20 protein-coding genes are annotated in these 20,543 nt (G+C 47.7%); 16 read left to right on the forward strand and 4 right to left on the reverse strand.

Translation table 11 applies throughout. The features are described from left to right. Window positions 1–455: 455 nt before the first annotated feature. The 6 genes from purM (at window position 456) to ilvA (ending at window position 8,160) form a co-directional block, all read left to right on the forward strand. Window positions 456–1,496: a phosphoribosylformylglycinamidine cyclo-ligase gene (gene purM, locus NST40_RS03330; RefSeq protein WP_076128465.1), complete on the forward strand. Its 1,041-nt coding sequence runs from the start codon at window positions 456–458 to the stop codon at window positions 1,494–1,496. Continuing rightward, window positions 1,496–2,113, forward strand: coding sequence for a phosphoribosylglycinamide formyltransferase (gene purN, locus NST40_RS03335; protein ID WP_076128467.1), 618 nt, complete (start codon window positions 1,496–1,498; stop codon window positions 2,111–2,113). Before purM ends, purN begins: the two co-directional genes overlap by 1 nt. A 206-nt stretch (window positions 2,114–2,319) precedes the next feature. Further along, entirely contained in the window at window positions 2,320–3,867 is a 1,548-nt protein-coding gene (gene purH / locus NST40_RS03340) for a bifunctional phosphoribosylaminoimidazolecarboxamide formyltransferase/IMP cyclohydrolase (protein ID WP_076278151.1), read from the forward strand. A gap of 23 nt (window positions 3,868–3,890) precedes the next feature. Continuing rightward, entirely contained in the window at window positions 3,891–5,156 is a 1,266-nt protein-coding gene (gene purD, locus NST40_RS03345; protein ID WP_076142419.1) for a phosphoribosylamine--glycine ligase, read from the forward strand. Between the two features lie 287 nt (window positions 5,157–5,443). Continuing rightward, the gene (locus NST40_RS03350; protein ID WP_076128473.1) at window positions 5,444–6,739 is read left to right on the forward strand and encodes an SEC-C metal-binding domain-containing protein; all 1,296 of its coding nucleotides are present in this window, start codon (window positions 5,444–5,446) and stop codon (window positions 6,737–6,739) included. A gap of 158 nt (window positions 6,740–6,897) precedes the next feature. After that, entirely contained in the window at window positions 6,898–8,160 is a 1,263-nt protein-coding gene (gene ilvA / locus NST40_RS03355; protein ID WP_076104158.1) for a threonine ammonia-lyase IlvA, read from the forward strand. Between the two features lie 87 nt (window positions 8,161–8,247). On the opposite strand, the gene NST40_RS03360 is transcribed toward ilvA, so the two are convergent. After that, a complete protein-coding gene (locus NST40_RS03360) occupies window positions 8,248–9,186 on the reverse strand; it encodes a hypothetical protein (protein WP_342410403.1) in 939 nt (312 codons plus the stop codon). A gap of 50 nt (window positions 9,187–9,236) precedes the next feature. Further along, window positions 9,237–9,899, reverse strand: a complete 663-nt coding sequence (locus NST40_RS03365; RefSeq protein WP_076187230.1) for a DUF1129 family protein — start codon at window positions 9,897–9,899, stop codon at window positions 9,237–9,239. A 183-nt stretch (window positions 9,900–10,082) separates the two neighbouring features. Between NST40_RS03365 and NST40_RS03370 the strand changes: the two genes are divergently transcribed. From NST40_RS03370 to NST40_RS03405, 8 genes are all read left to right on the forward strand, one after another. Continuing rightward, the gene (locus NST40_RS03370) at window positions 10,083–10,283 is read left to right on the forward strand and encodes a hypothetical protein (RefSeq protein WP_036680885.1); all 201 of its coding nucleotides are present in this window, start codon (window positions 10,083–10,085) and stop codon (window positions 10,281–10,283) included. A gap of 1,178 nt (window positions 10,284–11,461) precedes the next feature. Beyond that, a complete protein-coding gene (locus NST40_RS03375) occupies window positions 11,462–11,866 on the forward strand; it encodes a hypothetical protein (RefSeq protein ID WP_341001132.1) in 405 nt (134 codons plus the stop codon). A gap of 116 nt (window positions 11,867–11,982) precedes the next feature. Further along, window positions 11,983–12,813, forward strand: a complete 831-nt coding sequence (locus tag NST40_RS03380; protein ID WP_076195105.1) for an alpha/beta fold hydrolase — start codon at window positions 11,983–11,985, stop codon at window positions 12,811–12,813. Between the two features lie 85 nt (window positions 12,814–12,898). Then, window positions 12,899–13,675, forward strand: coding sequence for a class III extradiol ring-cleavage dioxygenase (locus NST40_RS03385; protein ID WP_076220324.1), 777 nt, complete (start codon window positions 12,899–12,901; stop codon window positions 13,673–13,675). 204 nt (window positions 13,676–13,879) lie between these two features. Next, entirely contained in the window at window positions 13,880–14,977 is a 1,098-nt protein-coding gene (locus NST40_RS03390; protein WP_076278022.1) for a DUF3048 domain-containing protein, read from the forward strand. 202 nt (window positions 14,978–15,179) lie between these two features. Continuing rightward, window positions 15,180–15,797, forward strand: coding sequence for a DUF47 family protein (locus NST40_RS03395; protein WP_036686871.1), 618 nt, complete (start codon window positions 15,180–15,182; stop codon window positions 15,795–15,797). A gap of 13 nt (window positions 15,798–15,810) precedes the next feature. Continuing rightward, window positions 15,811–16,803 (forward strand): inorganic phosphate transporter, encoded by a 993-nt coding sequence (locus NST40_RS03400; protein WP_076220322.1) that lies wholly within the window; start codon window positions 15,811–15,813, stop codon window positions 16,801–16,803. An 81-nt stretch (window positions 16,804–16,884) separates the two neighbouring features. Further along, the gene (locus NST40_RS03405) at window positions 16,885–17,226 is read left to right on the forward strand and encodes a hypothetical protein (protein WP_342410404.1); all 342 of its coding nucleotides are present in this window, start codon (window positions 16,885–16,887) and stop codon (window positions 17,224–17,226) included. A 78-nt stretch (window positions 17,227–17,304) separates the two neighbouring features. Here the strand turns inward: NST40_RS03405 and NST40_RS03410 are convergent, their stop codons facing one another. Continuing rightward, window positions 17,305–17,697: a hypothetical protein gene (locus NST40_RS03410; RefSeq protein ID WP_342410405.1), complete on the reverse strand. Its 393-nt coding sequence runs from the start codon at window positions 17,695–17,697 to the stop codon at window positions 17,305–17,307. A gap of 520 nt (window positions 17,698–18,217) precedes the next feature. Here NST40_RS03410 and corA point away from each other — a divergent pair. Continuing rightward, complete coding sequence (gene corA / locus NST40_RS03415; protein ID WP_076136897.1) at window positions 18,218–19,177, forward strand: magnesium/cobalt transporter CorA; 960 nt, start codon at window positions 18,218–18,220, stop codon at window positions 19,175–19,177. An 82-nt stretch (window positions 19,178–19,259) separates the two neighbouring features. Here corA and NST40_RS03420 read toward each other — a convergent pair whose 3' ends face one another. Next, a complete protein-coding gene (locus NST40_RS03420) occupies window positions 19,260–19,820 on the reverse strand; it encodes a hypothetical protein (RefSeq protein ID WP_038568686.1) in 561 nt (186 codons plus the stop codon). Between the two features lie 429 nt (window positions 19,821–20,249). Here NST40_RS03420 and NST40_RS03425 point away from each other — a divergent pair, with 429 nt between their 5' ends. Then, complete coding sequence (locus tag NST40_RS03425) at window positions 20,250–20,540, forward strand: YerC/YecD family TrpR-related protein (RefSeq protein WP_019913624.1); 291 nt, start codon at window positions 20,250–20,252, stop codon at window positions 20,538–20,540. The last annotated feature ends 3 nt before the right edge of the window (window positions 20,541–20,543 follow it).

Consider the following 20,543-nt stretch of genomic DNA (forward strand, 5'->3'; position numbering starts at 1 on the left):
GAAGACTTGGGTACGAGTGCTCGCTTTGTCCCTGTGTGCTTTGCACGGACGGGACACGGCTCCACCCCCCCGCTGCATCCGCCGCCGGGACTGGCTTGCCAAGCTTCCCTCTGTTTGCTTCGCAAATACGAGGGCCGCTTGTCTCGCTTAAGGAGGTGCATGGCGCAGCTCATGCACCGAGGTCTTGAGGTCCGTGTGCAAGGCGCGCACTGCGGCTTGCAGTAGGGACAAAGCGGTGTTTGGAGGGAGTTATGGAGAGGAAGTTTGGAACTGTAGAAGCGTAGCGTTCGCCTTTATGGTTGGATTTCTACCGCGAAGAGCGGTTCGAATCAGGAAATCCAACCATAACAGCGATCGGAAGTCCAAACATTCCTCGCAGTAACTCCCCTACAATCACCCAAAAGCCGAATGCGCCCAAACGCGCTCTAAACTATTAAAAGATGAGGTGTCCAATAGTGTCGGAAGCTTATAAAAACGCCGGAGTGGATATTGCGGCTGGTAATGAAGCGGTAGAACGCATGAAAAAGCACGTAAAACGTACTTACCGTCCAGAAGTAATGACGGATCTTGGTGGGTTCGGAGCGCTGTTTGGCCTCAATAAAGATAAATATGAAGAGCCAGTGCTTGTATCGGGAACCGATGGTGTAGGCACAAAGCTCAAAATTGCGTTCGCGGCAGATCGCCATGACACGATTGGCATCGACGCTGTAGCTATGTGCGTGAACGACATTGTAGTGCAAGGCGCAGAGCCACTCTTTTTCCTCGACTATCTGGCTTGCGACAAAGTGGTGCCGGAGAAAATCGAGGCTATCGTAGCCGGAATCGCTGAAGGCTGTCACCAAGCGGGTTGTGCACTGATTGGCGGCGAAACGGCTGAGATGCCGGGTATGTATTCAGCAGGTGAATATGATATTGCTGGATTCACAGTGGGCGTAGCTGACAAAGCGAAGCTGGTAACAGGCGCTAACATCGCTGCTGGAGACACAGTGATTGGTCTGGCTTCCAGTGGTGTGCACAGCAATGGCTTCTCGCTGGTGCGTAAGCTTTTGCTTGAGCAAGAGGGTTATGGCCTGAATGACGTGCTTCCTGAGCTTGGTGCTCCGCTTGCGGATGTACTCCTTGCACCAACTAAGATTTATGTGAAGCCTTTGCTGGCACTGCTGGAGCAGCTTCCGGTAAAAGGTATGGCTCACATTACGGGTGGCGGATTCATCGAGAATATCCCACGCGTATTGCCTGATAATGTAGATGTGGAGATCAATTACGGATCGTGGCCGATTCTGCCAATTTTCGGGTTGATGCAGAACAAAGGTAACGTAAGCAACCGTGATATGTTCACTACTTTTAATATGGGAATTGGTCTTGTTCTGGTAGTTAGCGCTGCTGATGGAGAACGCGCTCTTGAACTGCTTAAAGCTAGCGGAGAAGAGGCGTATATCATTGGTAAAGTAACAGAAGGGGAACGCAAAGTAACCTTTACTGGAGCTGAAGTGTGATGCAATCAAGTCGAATCGCTGTTTTTGCTTCGGGGCAGGGCAGCAATTTTGCAGCACTGATCGAGGCACAGAAAGCAGGTTTGCTTGGAGACGGCAGGATTGAATTGCTTGTCTCGGACAAGCCGGAAGCGCCTGTAGCACAACGTGCGGAGGATGCGGGAATTCCCGCCCTCCTGCTGCGGCCAAAAGACTTCGCCAGCCGTGAACTCTACGAAGCAGAGATTGTAGCAGAGCTTCAGCGGCGGGAAATCGGGCTGGTTGTGTTGGCAGGGTATATGCGCCTCATTACACCAGTGCTTTTAACGCCGTATGCGGGTCGGATTATTAACATTCACCCATCGCTGCTGCCTGCTTTTGCTGGAAAGGATGCGATCGGACAAGCGCTGGATTATGGCGTGAAGCTGACGGGAGTCACTGTGCATTTTGTCGATGGAGGTATGGATACCGGGCCGGTTATTGCTCAGCGTAGCGTAGTTGTGTTGGATAACGACACGGCAGATTCATTGGCGGAACGGATTCATAAGGTTGAGTATGAGTTGTATCCTGAAGTGGTTGGCGCTTTTGCCAGCGGGAAAGTGGAACTGAGTGGAAGAAAGACGATTATCCGCGAAAAGTAAGCCACACTGTAGCCATTCGAAGTTTTGGATCGACATTTGGTGACAGGCGGAGAGATTTTAGGGTATTTCTCGGGAAATATTGCATAAGCGGCATTATGTGTCGTGTAGTAGGTAATAGAGTCAGATTCTTTCTTATAGTAATTTCCCAAGCTTTTAGATGTCATCACATTAAATCGCACGTACAACCCGAAGGAGGACTATTCAAAGTGAGTATCAAAAGAGCGCTAGTTAGCGTATCGGATAAACAAGGTATCGTGGATTTTTGCCGCGAGTTGTCTGTATTAGGCGTAGAGATTATTTCCACAGGTGGAACAAGCACGCTTTTGGCTAAGGAAGGTGTTCCAGTCATCGGTATTTCCGATGTTACAGGATTCCCGGAAATCATGGATGGACGTGTCAAAACCTTGCACCCGGCTGTACACAGCGGATTGCTAGCGGTTCGTGACAATGAGGAACACACGCGTCAAATGAAAGAGCTTGGTCTGGACTACATTGATCTGGTAGTAGTAAATTTGTATCCGTTCGCGGAAACCATTGCTAAACCGGATGTATCGTATGAAGAAGCCATCGAGAATATCGATATCGGCGGACCGACGATGCTGCGTTCTGCGGCGAAGAACCATGCTTTTGTAAGTGTAGTGGTAGATGCTAACGACTATGCTACAGTGCTTGAAGAGGTTCGCGCAGGTGGAGATACAACGCTGGAAACACGCAAACGTCTTGCGGCAAAAGTGTTCCGTCATACGGCGGCTTACGATGCCTTAATTTCCGATTATTTGGCTAATGTTACTGGCGAACCGCTTCCTGAGCGCTACACCGTGACTTATGAGAAAATTCAGGATCTGCGCTATGGCGAGAATCCGCATCAAAAAGCGGCTTTCTATCGCAAGCCTTTGGCTGCGGGGGATACTCTTACAGCAGCTGAGCAATTGCATGGCAAAGAATTATCCTACAACAATATCAACGATGCTAACGCAGCGCTGCAAATCGTGAAAGAATTTGAAGAACCTGCTGTCGTAGCCATTAAACATATGAATCCTTGTGGTGTAGGTGTCGGTGAAAGTGTATACGAAGCTTATCAAAAAGCTTACAACGCAGACCCAACCTCTATCTTTGGCGGAATTGTAGCCGCTAACCGGATTATCGATGCAGACACTGCTAATCTGCTGAAAGAGATTTTCCTCGAAATCGTATTGGCGCCAGGGTTTACGGATGAAGCACTGGAAATCCTTACGAAGAAAAAGAACCTGCGTTTGCTCAAAATCGGCAATCTTAGCACGGCTAGCGCGCGTAAGAGCAGCTTCGTAGTCACCTCTATTGATGGAGGAATGGTTGTACAGGAGAGCGATGTGCATTCTGTGAACCCGGATGATCTGCAAGTTGTTACGGACCGTAAGCCAACCGAAGAAGAATTGAAACAGCTGTTGTTCGGCTGGAAGGTAGTTAAGCATGTGAAATCTAATGCGATTGTATTAGCGGCGGATGATATGACAGTTGGCGTAGGTGCAGGGCAAATGAACCGCGTTGGCGCGGCAAAAATTGCGATTGAACAAGCTGGCGAGAAGTCCAAAGGATCAGTTCTTGCCTCTGACGCCTTCTTCCCAATGGGAGATACACTTGAAATGGCAGCTAAAGCAGGCATTACCGCAGTTATTCAGCCAGGCGGCTCCATTAAAGACGAAGAATCGATCAAGGTCGCGAATGAGTATGGAATTGCTATGGTCTTCACAGGCGTCCGTCATTTCAAACACTAGAACGCTGGGAGGATTTTATTCTAATGGATATTTTAGTGGTTGGCGGCGGCGGCCGGGAGCATGCGATTATTTGGAGCCTGTCCCAAAGCCCCAAGGTTGGTAAAATCTATTGCGCACCCGGCAACGCCGGGATCGCGCAGCTAGCAGAATGTGTGCCTATCGGTGTGTTCGAGTTCGATCGTCTGACGGCTTTTGCCAAAGAGAAGGAAGTTGGCCTTGTCGTAATCGGACCGGATGATCCGTTAGCAGGGGGCATTGTGGATGCTTTTGAAGCACAGGCTATTCCTGTGTTTGGTCCACGTAAGAATGCAGCTGAGATCGAAGGCAGCAAAACCTTTATGAAGGATCTTTTGCACAAATATAATATTCCGACAGCAGCCTATGAAAAATTTGATGGCTATGAAGCTGCACTGGCTTACTTACGCGAGCAACCGCTGCCGATCGTAATCAAGGCAGATGGGCTTGCCGCAGGAAAAGGCGTGACCGTTGCCTATTCACGGGAAGAGGCAGAGCAGGCACTAGCTGATATTATGGTAACCAAAGTGTTTGGTGAGGCTGGCGCTCAGGTTGTCATTGAAGAGTTCCTAGCGGGTCAGGAAATGTCGATTTTGGCTTTTGTTGATGGAGAGACAGTTCGTCCGATGGCTGCCGCTCAGGATCATAAGCCCGCTTACGATGGAGATAAAGGTCCTAATACCGGTGGAATGGGCACCTATTCGCCTCTGCCGCATATCGACGAGGCGATTATCCAAGAAGCGATTGAGACCATCATTAAGCCAACAGCAAAGGCTATGGTAGCTGAAGGCCGTTCTTTCAGCGGCGTTTTGTTCGCAGGGCTGATGATTTCTCCAGAAGGTAAACCAAAGACCATCGAATTTAATGCCCGGTTTGGGGATCCGGAGACACAGGTCGTGCTGCCTAGATTGAAGAGCGACTTGTTAGAAATCTTTTTGGCAGTAACCGAGGGTAGACTTGCGGATATCGATATTGAATGGAGCGACGAAGCAGCGGTGTGCGTGGTTCTCGCTTCTGGAGGATATCCAGGCTCTTATCCTAAGGGAGTGCCGATCGAAGGGCTTGAGGACAGCCAAGGAGGGCTGATCTTCCATGCCGGTACAGCACGGGGGGCAGATGGCAGCTGGGTAACGAACGGCGGACGGGTCTTAGGCGTGGTAGGCCTGGGTGCTACGATTGCCGAAGCTCGTTCAGCAGCCTATGCTAGGGCTGAAGGAATCTCTTTTTCCGGGAAACAGAATCGCAGCGACATCGCTATGAAGGCTCTGGTATAAGGATAAAGCACTGTATCTAGCAATTTTTTGCGCTTTAAGTCCTAAAAAAGGACTGACAAGTGATAGAAGAAGTGCTATAATACTACACGTACGGGGGAAAATGTGCGGATATATACAGATAAGGGCCTTTCCGATCATGGGAAGGCCCTTTTAAATCGGAGTCCTTCAGACTTTGTGCAGTAACCTTATAAAGGATGCCTCGTGCCTGAAAATGTTGATACTTATAGTGCATACTAGCGATACGCTTATGGCGAATGGCTACTCACAGATTTAAGGGGGAATTCGTTTTGAGTAAGATTGGAAGAAATGATATGTGTCCTTGCGGAAGCGGGAAAAAATATAAGAAATGCTGCCTAGGGAAAGAAACTTCTGCAGTGGAATCCATCATGCGACTGGTAACAACGGAAGAATCCGCTGCTACTGTGGCTGTGGCCGAGAAACCAGAAGCGGCAGCAATTCCTGAAGCTAAGCTTACCCTAACTACGCTCAAAAAAAAGGTGTCACGTGATCTGAAATGGGAGCATCCGGCGCATGAGCAATTGGCTCTGCATCTTATTGAGACCATGAGAGACAGCTATGACCGGGAGCTAATCTGGGAAGGTCTGGTTCTATGGAATGGTTATTCCCGTCACATCAAGCCTGCAGTGAAGAAAATGGGCTCCTTCTGTGCAGCTATCGAGTTTATCTTGTCTGAGGAATATGGATTCCTTCAAACTCAAGCTGATCTAGCGATCAAACATGAGGTTACTGCACCTACCATCTCCAGAAAAGTTAAAGAGATGCTTAATTATATCGAACAGTATGGCATGGGCGGGGCAGAGGAAGAATTACTTTTGCTCAACGTTTCAGGCACTCCGAAGGATCAGGAACAGGCTTTGCTGCAAAAAGCAATGGAAACTAAAGCATCCAATCGCCGGATACAGCTAGCAGAAGCGGCATTGGAAGTTTATCCGGACAGTCCGGACGCCTATCTCATTTTGGCTGAGGAAGCCGAGAATGAAGCAGATGCCCGTGCTTATCTGAAAGCAGGGATGGAAGCGGGTGCGCGTGAGCTTGGAGAAGCCTTTTTCACTGAGAACAAAGGACATTTCTGGGGTCTTTACGAGACACGTTCGTACATTCGAATCTGCAAAAGCTACGCTGACTCCTGCTGGTTTAGCGGAAATGCAGAAGAAGCACAAAAGACGCTGGAGCACATTCTAGAATTGAACCCAGAAGATAACACAGGTGCACGTTACCTTCTAACGGCAACGTACCTTTACACTAATAAGCTTAAGAAGACCGAGAAGGTACTGGAGAAGTTCGGCAAGGATGCAGCAGCAACAGTAGCATATGACCGTATGGTTTTAGAATATAAGAAGAACGGGATTACTTCCCAGCTCAAAATGCTCTACCGCGTGGCAAAGAATGTGAACAAGCATGTGCCAGATTATCTGTTAGGTATCAAAAGATTACCGCATAACCTGCCTGATTTTGTAGGCGTGGGTGACGCTAACGAGGCTATCGAATATGTTATTGTACATTCACGTTTGTGGACAAGCTTACCAGACCTGGTGAAGTGGATGCTGAAGCAACAGGACTAGTAGGTTTCATAGCGTAGGGATAGCAAATACTAGTAAGAGACTATAGGGTTCCTTTAGTCTCTTTTTCTTTATCACTGATTAGGATGCTTGAAAAAATGTCCTCGGGAGAGTATGTTACAAGAAGTAGAATAACAGATAGATAGTGAGGCGAGAGGGTTATGAGAGAAGAGGAAGACCGAATCGTAGGAATGGAAGATATTGTGCGGGCTCATCACGTACTGCGTGAAGTCATAATCCGGACACCCCTACAACGTGATGCTGTATTGTCAGCCAAGTATGATTGTGATGTGTATTTGAAGCGCGAGGATTTGCAGATTGTACGTTCTTTCAAAATCCGCGGAGCTTATAATATGATTCGTAGTTTGTCAGCAGAAGATAGAGCGAAAGGCATTGTCTGTGCGAGTGCGGGCAACCATGCACAAGGCGTAGCCTATTCCTGTAAGGCGCTTGGAATTAAAGGCAAGGTCTACATGCCAAGCACTACGCCTAACCAGAAGGTTAAGCAGGTGCGGCGGTTTGGCGGTGAGTTTGTTGAGGTCATTCTGAAGGGAGATACCTTTGATGACGCTTATGATGAAGCACTGCAAGCTTGTATAGATCATGGGATGACGTTGATCCATCCCTTTGATGAGCCACGAATCATTGCGGGCAACGGCACCATTGCAATGGAAGTGATGGAGAGTCTGGACAACCCTGCAGACTTTATGTTCGTAACCATTGGTGGAGGCGGCCTGGCAGCGGGCATAGCCACCTATGTGAAGACAGTTAGTCCTTCTACCAAGTTGATTGGTGTGGAGCCACTCGGAGCAGCTTCTATGACGGAAGCGATTAAGCTTGGAGAAGTGGTGACTCTAAAGGAAATTAATAAGTTCGTGGACGGAGCGGCTGTAAAACGTGTTGGCGGATTGACGTACGATATTTGTTCCCGTCATCTGGATGACATCGTGATGGTGCCTGAAGGTAAAGCTTGTACCACGATTCTGGAACTATATAACGAGAATGCCATAGTGGTTGAGCCAGCAGGTTCGCTGCCTATCGCAGCGCTTGATCAATATCGTGATCAAATCCGCGGCAAAACAGTTGTCTGTATCATAAGCGGCGGCAACAACGATATTGACCGGATGCAGGAGATCAAAGAGCGTTCATTGATTTACGAAGGTTTAAAACACTATTTCATGGTGAACTTCCCGCAACGTGCAGGTGCGCTGCGTGAGTTCTTGGGCGAAATCCTTGGACCTCACGATGATATTACCCGTTTCGAGTATATCAAGAAGCATGATAAAGAAAATGGTCCCGCGCTTGTTGGCATTGAATTATTGTCAACGGATGCCTACGAACCTCTCATCGAACGGATGCAGCAGAAGGGCGTCGATTATGTAGAGATCAATAAGGATTCTAATCTCTTTAACATCCTTATTTAATTCTCGCATCCACTTCATAATCACGTTAATGAACATAAATAAGCCCGTCCCTATTCATTTCAGGGACGGGCTTTTGTGATTTCTTTATTAGAGCGGTAACGAAGTCTTACGATATTGCTCGACCTCATCGGTCAATTTATAGCTATTGTCTTTCATTAATTTCATGAAGCTATCCAGCTTTTGTAGAAATGGGCTGTTATCATTATTTTTGGTCAGAATACTGGAGTAAGCCTTTTGCGCCTCCAAATCCATTTCCAGATTGTCATAATGGAAGAGAGGAGTGTTATTCTGGCCGTAAAACGTATTATTCACGTACTTAGTATACAAGGCTTTTACAGCAGAAATTCGGTTTGATTTCGGATGATTTTGAATGAATTGCTCTTGAGATAAAGCTCTGGCTGCAACCTCAGTCCAGGCGATAACTAGCCCGTTGTCCTTGGAAGAGGGCAGGTCCGATTCGGTGGCCATAATGGTAATATAAGCGCTGATATCATTGGTGACGTATAGCTTGTACTTGCGGTAAGCCCCATAATCGATCACCGGGAAAAAAGTACCCTCTGCTGTCTCCAGCTTATATCCGCTTTCGCTGGCACTTTTCAGCAGTGTACGCAGCTGGAGATCATCGGTAATAGCGGCAAGAGAAGACATGCTGGCGCCTGCTTTATAAATGGCGGTGAGCTTCCGCTGGACAGTGCTGGTACTGAATTTACTCTCCCAGGCTTGCAGCGCAGCTTTATGCAGATTCTCAAGCTTCAGCGTCAGCATTGTTGCACGATACGACCCTACCGCATACATATTGGAGTTCAAATATTTTATGGCTTCGGGTAACTTGTCAGAGGTAGATAACAGCGGTAACGCAGCTTTATAGACAGCCTCTGCATGATTATTGCTAGCTGCTTGGGTTATTGCCTTAGCGCCTTCCCTAGGAGGGCTGGTAGCACCTTCGGCGTGAATAGCACTGGGCACTATGCCTAGCCCTAAGGCTATAGCTAGAACGGAGTAGAGAATATAATGCTTCTTAATCATGGAAGTTTCCCCCTATCTATCGGATGGAATAAAATTTTCAGCCTAGAACTCTATTTTTTGAAAAATATAAACTTCAGTCCCAACCCCCCAATGATGCACAGAATTAAGCTTACCCACGGGGATATTGTAATGACCGGAAATAACCGATCGAGGAACATACCGATAAATACAGCAGCTACTGCAATGCCGATATAGATGCCAAGGCTTTTTATATCAAAAGGTTTGGCACTGGGTGCATCGCTTTCCGACAAGGAAGACATCCATTTCATAATGAGTTCAATTAAGATAATGGAGCCTACTCCCACAGCGAGCAGGGTGAAAAGGCTGATCTGTCCGAACATTCCAGGTGAATCGTCAGTCCATTGGAAGAAGAGTCCACCGATTGCCAATATCCCAAAAAGACAGGTCAGAGCTGCGCAGGGAATCATCAAGTAATAGTTCCATTTACTGCGCACCGGGCGCCCGGGAACACTGTCTATGATTTCTTTAAAATAATCGTGCGGATTCTCGCCGAATACTTGCTTGGCATTTTTCCCTTTACGTTGTTCCTTCAACAGCAGCTTGGCCGCATCCAGCAAAAGTTCTTCTCCGCGCAGGGGTTCAATTCGACTGGCCCGCACCGCAAGAATCATATCTTCTAAATAGGAGCGATTGAAGGGCGTCAACTGCTCACGCAGGGCGTTATTTTCCTTAATCATATCTTTCACTTTCATAATTTGGATGTAAACCTCCAGTGTTGTTAATCGGTATAGTCTTTAACCTAGAGTATACGTTTGCATGACAGGTCTACGCAAGGACAACCATTTCTATGGCGATATGCATAATCCTTTTAGAAGAGTGAACACTGATAATGTTGTTGCTTGATCAATATAGCATTGGGAAAGGTTGGGAGCTTTATGGAACATGAGAACAAGAAAGAACAGGGAAGATCCATGGGCAACGGTTTCGAGCCTACGCCCAATAATTCAATGGGGGATTGGGGCGGCTCCGATGGATTCAGCATGTGGGATTCCGCAGAAGATGCTCCCGAGGGCTTGCTTAAGGATTGGGAAGGCAGCCATGAAACCCATGAGATGTTTAACGACAGCTACGATTGATTAACAACCCTGGTCATTCATCTCGAAAAAACAATAGAGCAGCGATCCTCCGATACTGGGGATCGCTGCTCTTTGTTTTTTGGTGGGGTTCTGAAACCCCGGAACCCCGGAACCCCGGAACCCCGGAACCCCGGAACCCCGGAACCCCGGAACCCCGGAACCCCGGAACCCCGGAACCCCGGAACCCCGGAACCCCGGAACCCCGGAACCCCGGAACCCCGGAACCCCGGAACCCCGGAACCCCGGAACCCCGGAACCCCGGAACTCCGGGAACCCCGGGAACCCCGGAACCCCGGGAACCCCGGACCCCGGAACCCCGGGAACCCCGGAACCCCGGAACCGCAGAACCCCAGAACCCCGGAACCCCGGAACCCCGGAACCGCAGAACCCCAGAACCCCGGAACCCCGGAACCCCGGAACCCCGGAACCCCGGAACCCCGGGAACCCCGGAACTCCGGGAACCCCAGAGCTCCCAGACCCCCGGTTGTCGTAGTATCCACCATCTTTCGGACTCAGATGACGTTATTAGCCAAATTATCGCCTTTTCAACACAGTTTCGGACCCCAGTGAGGCTATTGCTCGAAAAGTAGCTCTTATTTGCTGTTTTACAGGGTGATAGCGGCTATGGGGTCCGATAGAATTCAAAAAGTGTGCTAAATCTGCGAATAGGGTCTTCTGAGTCCTATAGAGCTGCTGAATCCGATGGATTCAGCAGCGGGATTTCCGCGGAAGATCCCCCCGAGGGCCTGCTTAAGGATTGGCATGGAACCCATGGAACCCATGAAACCCATGGAACCCATGAAACCCATGAGATGTTTAACGACAGCTACGATTGATTAACAACCCTGGTCATTCATCTCGAAAAAACAATAGAGCAGCGATCCTCCGATACTGGGATCGCTGCTGTGTGTTTTTTGGTGGGGTTCTCAAACCCAAACCCAAACCCAAACCCAAACCTCAAGCACCCCAAACCCCCGGTTGTCGTAGCATCCACCATCTTTCGGACTCAGATGACGTTATTAGCCAAATTATCGCCTTTTCAGCACAGTTTCGGACCCCAGTGACGCTATTGCTCGAAAAGTAGCTCTTATTTGCTGTTTTACAGGGTGATAGCGACTATGGGGTCCGATAGAATTCAAAAAGTGTGCTAAATCTGCGAATAGGGTCTTCTGAGTCCGATGAAGCCGCTGAGTCCGATGAAGCCGCTGAGTCCGATGAAGCCGCTGAGTCCGCTGGAGCTACTGAGTCCGCTGGAGCTACTGAGTCCGATGAAGCTACTGAGTCCGAAGGAACTGCTGAGTCCGAAGGAACTGCTGAGTCCGATGAAGCTGCTGAGTCCGATGAAGCCGCTGAGTCCGAAGGAGCAGCTGAGTCCGATGAAGCTACTGAATCCGCTGGAGCTACTGAGTCCGAAGGAGCTACTGAATCCGATAGAGCTGCTGAATCCCGGATTGGCGGTTTCAATCCACTCGACGTGGGAGCCCCAGAGTCATGTTCATATCTTACGGGATACCCTGTTTGTCGTGCAGACTCTAATGCCCAATACTCCCCGCAGATTATTAAGAATTGCCCCTTGCTGTTGACAATATGAACGAAATCTTTATAATTAGATTATAATTCATACTAAGTTAATCGGAATTCTAATAAATTAAAATAAATTAAATTATAAATATAAATATAATTATAGGAGGATGCGGCAATGGAACGGAATATTGTAATCCGGCATAACGGAGAAGAATTGACGGCGAGCATACATTACCCGAACAAAGAGAAGGGAACCTCTTCGCGTTGCAAGGATAGACTGCCATTAGCCGTGATCTGCCACGGATTTGTGGGGAATCGGATTGGCGTAGACCGGATTTTTGTGAAGGCTGCTCGTGAGCTGGCACAAGAGGGATATATGGTTATTCGTTTTGATTATGTGGGCTGCGGCGAGAGCAGCGGGAATTATGGCGGCGAAGACATGGAATCGATGATCGCTCAGACTAGAGCGGTGCTTGATTACGGAATTAGCTCTGCTGATGTGGACCCACAGCGCGTGACGCTGATTGGCCATAGCCTGGGTGGCGCGGTGGCGCTGCTGACAAGTATTCGCGATCGCCGCGTGAAGAATCTCGTGTTATGGGCCTCTGTTGGTTATCCTTTCAATGATATTGTGAAAATTGTAGGGCGGGAGGCGTATGATCGTGCTGTGAAGAATGGATCAGCCGATTATGTGGGCTACTCGTTTACTCCGGTATATTTTAATTCTTTGGCGGCTTTTCAGCCCTTCCAAGAAGCGAGCAAATTTAGCGGCGATGTACTCGTCATTCATGGCACCTCTGATGATGTCATTCCGGTGGATTACGCTTTTCTTTACCAGAAGCTGTTCTGGACACGTCCCGAAGGACGTTGCGATAAAGAGATCATTTTTCAAGGGGATCACACCTTTTCTTCTGGACCGGCGCAGCAGCAGCTGCTTAAGCGGACTATAGAATGGATGAACGAACAAGAGCATCTGCAGACAGAGTGGCAGAATTGGATGATTTAGGAGAAGGTTTTTATTCGCATTAACTTGCAATAAGCGGTAAAATAAAGATGCACACCATATACTGGGTTATGGAGGTTGGCATCCTATGAAATTACCGTCATTTTTTATTGCGCACGGTTCTCCGCTCCTCGCACTGGAGGATAACGATTATACCCGTTTTCTGGAGCGGCTTGGTCAAGAACTTGAAGCGCCACGCGGTATAGTAGTTTTCTCAGCGCATTGGGATAGCCCTGAACAGCTACTTACCGTTGATGAACTGCACGAGACACAGCATGACTTCTACGGATTCCCTGAAGAAGTTTACACGCTGACCTATCCGGCCCCGGGCGATCCGGCCCTAACAAGACGGATTTCTGAGCTCTTCAAGGATAACAATCTATCACATCAGCCCGTTCTGGGGCGAGGACTCGATCATGGAGTCTGGGTGATACTGAAAAAAATGTTCCCCAACGCCGACATTCCGGTAGTTGCTTTATCCGTCGATTCCCTGCGCTCTCCCAAGGAGCAGTACAATATCGGGCGGATGTTAGCACCGCTTCGTGACGAAGGCATACTGCTGATTGGAAGCGGTGGACTTGTTCACAATTTGCGGATGCTAAGTGAAAGTGAGCAGCCTGAGGATTGGGCACTTGAATTCGATGCCTGGATTGCCAAGGGACTAGAAGCCTGGGATTTGCCTTCACTTTTTGCGTATGAGAAAAAAGCTCCACATGTACGCGATGCGGTTCCTTCTTATGGAAGAGAGCATTTTGCACCTCTCTTTTACGCGATGGGAACAGCGGATGGCAGCAGGAAGGCAGAGCGGATTTTTCAGGCTTATCAGTATGGGACATTAAGTCTTAATTGCTGGAAGCTAGACTAACTGAATGAATAAGAGACCCGCAGGGTGCAGCCGCAATGGCTGTACCCTTTTTTTAATATAAGAATTTATCTATTCCATGCTATAAAATTTCCTTATGCTTGCTATGAAAAAAGGGAGAAGGTGATCAAGACAAATGGGACTGACTGTGATTAAATGGAAGGAATCAGTGAGTTTCATAAAACGTTTAGGAGGAACTACAAGCTTATGAAAGTAAATTGCTCTTCTTCCCGTCTGTTATCTGCCATTGTATTGACCACCCTATTGCTCTCCGCTTGCGGAACACAGAGTGCAAATAATGTGATCACCCCGACACAGCAGCCTACCGCAGAGCCCACGCCTATCGAAACGATTCAACCCTCACCTACTATTGATCCCGCTGCTGAGCTCGTATCCGGATTAACAGGTCTTCCAGTTTCTGAAGACAGTCTTCCACGTCCCTTGGCCGTAATGATAAATAATGCTCCTGCCGCCCGGCCGCAATCGGGGGTTAGTGAAGCAGATATTTTGTATGAGATTCTTGCCGAAGGTGGCATCACACGTTTGATTGGTATTTTTCAGAGCCATACAGGTGTGGTGAAAATCGGACCGATTCGCAGCATCCGCCCCTATCTGCTGGATATTGGCGAGAGCTACGGCGGTGTGACGGTGCATGCCGGAGGGAGTCCGGCGGCTTATGCCATTTTGCAAAAAGAGAAAAAAGAAGATATGGACGAGATCGGCCGTGCCGGAGCTTATTTTTGGCGGGATAAAGCGCGAAAAGCACCACATAACCTGTACAGCAATGCAGCCAAACTGCGGGAAGGTGCCGAGAAACTTGGATTTGCGCAAAGTGTGAAGGTGCCCGGGTATCTTTTTAACAATCCAGATTACATACCGGCGGACGGAGAGAAAGCCGCTGAATTTAGCATAAACTATCTGCTCAAAAGTTATAAAGTTGACTATAAATATGATCCTAAACGTCAGACCTATCAGCGTTATGTGAATGACAAACCTCATGTGGATCTAAATAACGATAATCCGGTGGAAGCGGCCAATGTGATGGTTATAGGAGCCGATCACAAAGTGCTTGATGATGTCGGAAGACTTCAGATTGATGTGGAGCTTGGCGGGGAAGCGTTGCTTTTTCAGCGGGGACAGGTCACCAAAGGCAGATGGTCGCGTGAACCAGGGGATGTGATCCGTTTTGTGAGGGATGGAAAAGAAGAGCTGATGTATCCAGGAATTACCCATATTTTGGTGGTCCCTAATGCGCCTTCATTTAGCAGTCATGTGGTATATGGCGGGGCGGATGGTACAACATAAGAAAGTCGGAATATCCAGTGTTATACAGATTTGTGTTCGGAATAATGGGTATGTGTTAATAGAGTGTAAAAAAGTTCATTTCTATAGCTTCTATACCTTGAACGGATATGATAAGATAACAAGGGTTGTCATTCATTTTCATGCTTTTTACATATGAGTGGCTCTGTATTCACGGTAATTTTATGTAAAGGGGTTTAAAACAATGAAGTTGAGAAAAAAGGACATATTCTTTGAGACGCTGGAAAATATGGCCGATACTATTGTCCAAGCTGCAGATTATTTTGCTCAGAATATCACTGATCTCCGGAATAATGTCGATAATTTCGCTGCAGAGATGAAAAAGTACGAATCCCAATGTGATACTTACACGCACACCGTCATCAAAGAATTGAACAAGACGTTTATTACGCCGCTTGAACGTGACGACATTATGGACTTGATCACAAGCATGGATGATGTCATCGATGGTCTGGAGGCATCCGCCTCACGTTTCTATATGTACAACCTTCTTGACCCGGATGAATACATTGTGCAATTCGCCGAAATTCTTCGCCAGTGTGCTTATGAAATCCAAAAAGCGGTTCATTTGCTCTCCCAGAAGAAATTGTTGGCGATCCGTGAATATACAATCCGTCTGAATGACCTTGAGAATCAAGGGGACGAAGTGCTGCGTATTTGTACTAAGGTCCTGTTCGAAACTGTAAAAGACCCGATTGAGCTGATTAAACGCAAGGAACTGTATGAGCGGCTCGAGACCACTACAGACAAATGTGAAGATGTAGCCAACATGTTGGAATCGATCATCATGCGCAACTCATAAGGGGTACTAGAATATGGAAACATCTATATGGATTCTTGGAATTGTTATATTTCTCGCGCTTGCGTTTGACTTTATCAATGGATTCCATGATACGGCCAACGCAATTGCTACCTCTGTCTCAACACGTGCCTTAAAACCGCGAACAGCAATTATTATGGCAGCACTGATGAACTTTGTTGGGGCCTTGATGTTTACAGGTGTGGCCAAAAAAATCGGCGGAAGTATCACCGACCCGACCTTGCTTGAAAATGGGTTGGATATCATAATAGCGACGCTGATTGCTTCGATTATTTGGAATTTGATTACTTGGTGGCTCGGGATTCCATCCTCATCGTCTCATGCACTGATCGGCGCTTTAGCGGGTGCAGTATACGTGGGGGCAGGCTCAGCACACATCAATTGGGGCGGGTTTGTGGAAATTGTCGAAGGACTGATTTTCTCCCCAATCATTGCGTTTGTTATTGGTTATATTATCATGACCATCCTGAAATGGATCTTTGCTAAGCGTAGTCCACATACGGTCAACAAGGGCTTCCGCTCTATGCAGGTCCTTACGGCAGCGTTACAGTCGTTCACACATGGTACGAATGATGCGCAAAAAGCGATGGGGATCATTACTTTTGCACTCGTTACCTCAGGACGTCAAGAAACTATGGATGTTATCCCTTTGTGGGTTAAGATAGCTGCAGCTACGGCTATGGCGCTCGGTACCTCCATCGGTGGTTGGAAGATTATTAAGACTATGGGTACGAAGATTTTCAAAATCGAACCTATTAACGGTTTCGCGGCTGATATTTCCGCGGCATCTGTTATTTTCTCAGCAACGCTGCTGCATTTGCCAGTAAGCTCAACGCATGCGATCACATCAGCGATCCTTGGGGTAGGCTCTGCCAAACGTTTCTCTGCAGTGAAATGGGGAGTAGCCGGACGTATTGTGGTCACTTGGTTCATCACGATTCCAATCAGTGCGGTATTATCAGGTCTGATTTTCAAAATCATTTTTTAAACACCCTTTAATGAAGATGTCAGTTAGCCAGTGGGCTGCGGACATCTTTTTTTGATGTTTGGACAGGAGGATGAGTGAAGAATGTACGGTATAAATCCCGTAGAAATGGCGGAAATCGGCGATGGAGGGGGAATGTACGGTATAAATCCCGTAGAAATGACGAAGTTTGGCGTTGGAGGGGGAATGTACGGTATAAATCCCGTAGAAATGACGAAGTTTAGCGTTGGAGGGGGAATGTACGGTATATATCCCGTAGAAGCGACGGAGTTTGGCGATAGAGGGAGAATGTACGGTATATATCCCGCTGAATTTACCAAATTCGGGGATGGTGACAAAAAGAAGAGCATTATTGCCCTAGAATTGGAGACACTTCGTCGAAGAAGCAGAAATAAAGGCATAAATGCCTTAGAATTGGTGAACTAACGTCGAAGAAGCAGAAATAAAGGCATAAATGTCTTAGAATGACGTAACCTGACTTGAATGAAGGTGGACCAGCCCAAATTAACTCAGCCCAGTCCGACGTAACACATTCCAACGGAATCCACCGCACCACAGTCCGATCTTGCGCAAAGTAACTAGTACAACCCAACCCAACCCAACCCAACCCAACCCAACCCAACCCAACCCAACCCAACCCAACCCAACCCAACCCAACCCAACCCAACCCAACCCAACCCAACCCAACCCAACCCAACCCAACCCAACCCAACCCAACCCAACCCAACCCAACCCAACCCAACCCAACCCAACCCAACCCAACCCAACCCAACCCAACCCAACCCAACCCAACCCAACCCAACCCAACCCAACCCAACCCAACCCAACCCAACCCAACCCAACCCAACCCAACCCAACCCAACCCAACCCAACCCAACCCAACCCAACCCAACCCAACCCTTACCTTTCTCCATGCTTTTCTGCCGTCGAAGAATATCGCCTTATTTCCATTATCCTTTCTGCCCGGAACTTTACAGGTAAGATGCAAGAATTGCATCCCAATCCCACAAATCACTACCAGCCCAAAGTAAAACATATGTTACTTACGGTAAATGAACGCGAAGCGATGGATTCAACCTTTTACGAATTCAAGTTCAGCTTGCTTACGATCGAAGGGTTGTTTACCATTCCTAATGAGCACTTTTTCACCAACTAATTAGTAAAAATAGCGATAGTAATTCACAGCTATGAATTCATCTCACTCATAAACCCGATACCGACAGCAGAGAATAAGGACAGCTCGCCCCCAGCGCAACCAACCTTACACAAATGAATCGAGCATTAACGAACGACGAAGCACCAAATGTTTCTTAGTCTAGCTTGAGCGGTGCTGCTGGCTATGTTTTTTGCTTTTTGGAAGACTTGTCTTCTTGCTGTACAATAGAGGCGTGGAAGAAGATGAAGCGGAGGAACATTTATGATACGTACACTTGTTGTCACACATAAAGGTGAGGTGCTGACAGAGATCCCTCTGCAAAATATCCGGCTGGAGGATTATGCTTGGATATGGGCAGATTTTGCTACGCCTACGCCAGAAGAAACGCTTTTGCTGGATCAATATTTTCATTTTCACCCCTTGGCGATAGAGGACTGTATGCATGTATTGCAGCGGCCGAAGCTGGATCATTACGAGAATGTGCAGTTTTTTGTGCTGCATGCGCTGAATGAGCGGACGTTGGATGCTGAGGAGGTTGACCTATTTTTAAGCGCGAACTTTCTTGTCTCCTATCACCATCAGGAAAAAGCAGAGATGAATGAAGCGTGGGAACAGGTGAAGAGCGAAATACATAGTCGAAAAGGCTGGTCGGGTGGGCCGATGGCAGCTGCATATACGGTAATGGACAAGTTGGTGGATAAATATTTTCCATGTCTCTACAGTTTAGAGGACGAGCTTGCGGATCTGGAGAGCAGCGGTAGCAGTGAGTCGGTGGAGGAATTGATGAGCCAGGTGTTTGGCGTGCGCGGAAGACTCCTCAAAATGCGGCGGACGATTGTGCCAATGCGCGATTTGATGTACCGGATCGTGAATTCACAGCATGTCCAGAGCAATGGCGAGGAACGGATTTATTTTGGCGATATTTATGACCATCTGCTAAAACTCTCCGATATGATTGAGGCTGATCGGGAAATGACAGCGGATTTGCGTGACAGCTACATTTCACTCAATTCCAACCGGATGAATTCGATTATGAAAACACTAACGGTAATCACCACCGTATTCATGCCGCTGACGCTTATCGCCGGGATCTACGGGATGAACTTTGTGAAGATGCCTGAACTAGAGTGGAAGTATGGTTATTTTGGTGTGCTGCTGTTTATGCTGGTAGTTGGTTTTGGGATGTTCCGATGGTTTCGACGGAGTGGCTGGTTTAAGTAAAAATAGAGCAGAAGCGCTAACAGCAAATCTCTTTCCTGCGAGAATTGCTGTTTTTCTGATACATAGCTAGAAAACGTCACCGCTATTTGCGGCGACGTTTTCCGGTGGAAGAAGTAGAGCGCCGGCGAGTAGTTGTAGTAGATTTGCGACGGGGTGAGGTGGAACGCTTTTTTTTGCGGCGATTAGGACTGTACAGGGCGGCATCCTCTTCGGCGGCTAGTGCGCCTGCTGCGCCTTTGTTTTTACCGAAGCTACCCATGAACAGCTTAACCATTGGAGCCATCTGCTGGAAGCCGGACATCACCTTTTGTACTTTACCCATAGAGTTTACGATCCCGTCAATGCCGCCCATACGATCGATGATGCCTTTGATTTGCTCCATATTCCCACCAATTCCGCCACCGCCGCCTAAGCCGCTGAGCAGTCCGGCAAGCCCGCCGCTTGCCTTTGTTGCAGCTTCAGCTGCAGGGAGCGCTAGCGCAGTTTCGGTGGCAGCTTCTGCTCCTAAAGCAGGAAGGATTCCGGTCTCACCTGGGAGAGCTGAGGGCGCATATGAGCTGAGGCCAGGATAGGCAGAGGCATTATACGAATCGCTCAGTGAACGCTGATTCCGGCGGGAATGATTATAGTAATGATCAGGCATAATATCACATTCCTTTGTTAGTGGTCTGCTATACTGTATGTCATGGGCGAACATACGGTATAGACGAATGCCCGGGTAATAGGGATAGGAGCGGAAAAGGGCGTATGCCTATAAACAGGTTAAAGTAGTGAAGAAACCGTGTACGAGCTTGATTTTCGGCGCTTTTGTAGTACTATAGTGTAGGCGATAATTCTTATGTAGAGAAAAATACTTGTATTGGGGTACATAAATGGTGTGCGCGTGGGGTGGACGTTTGTCCATCATTTTCGTTCTTTACAGCGTGAAATCGTTAATGCTTGAAAAATGCGCTCCAGTGCAATATAGTAAAGGCAGGATAGTGACATTAGGTTGATGTTTCCGGAGCTAGTTTTGTACGGAGCTTAATCAGAGAAACTAATGCTGATAGAACTTTTAGGGGATGAAAAATTGATGCAACTTAAGAAGTTAAATGATAAAAGTATAGACCAATTATTTGAAGCCATTTTAACATTAAAGAATATGGAAGAATGTTATGTTTTCTTTGATGATTTGTGCACCGTGAACGAGATTCAATCGCTGTCGCAACGACTGGAAGTAGCGCGTATGCTTGGCAAAGGTTCGACCTACAATCAGATCGAAGCAGAGACAGGAGCAAGTACAGCTACTATTTCCCGTGTAAAACGTTGCCTGAACTACGGAAATGATGGTTATAAATTAACGCTGGAACGTTTGGGACGCTAATTT

It is taken from the genome of Paenibacillus sp. FSL R10-2778, from assembly GCF_038593035.1.
GTDB classification, from domain to species: domain Bacteria; phylum Bacillota; class Bacilli; order Paenibacillales; family Paenibacillaceae; genus Paenibacillus_AQ; species Paenibacillus_AQ odorifer.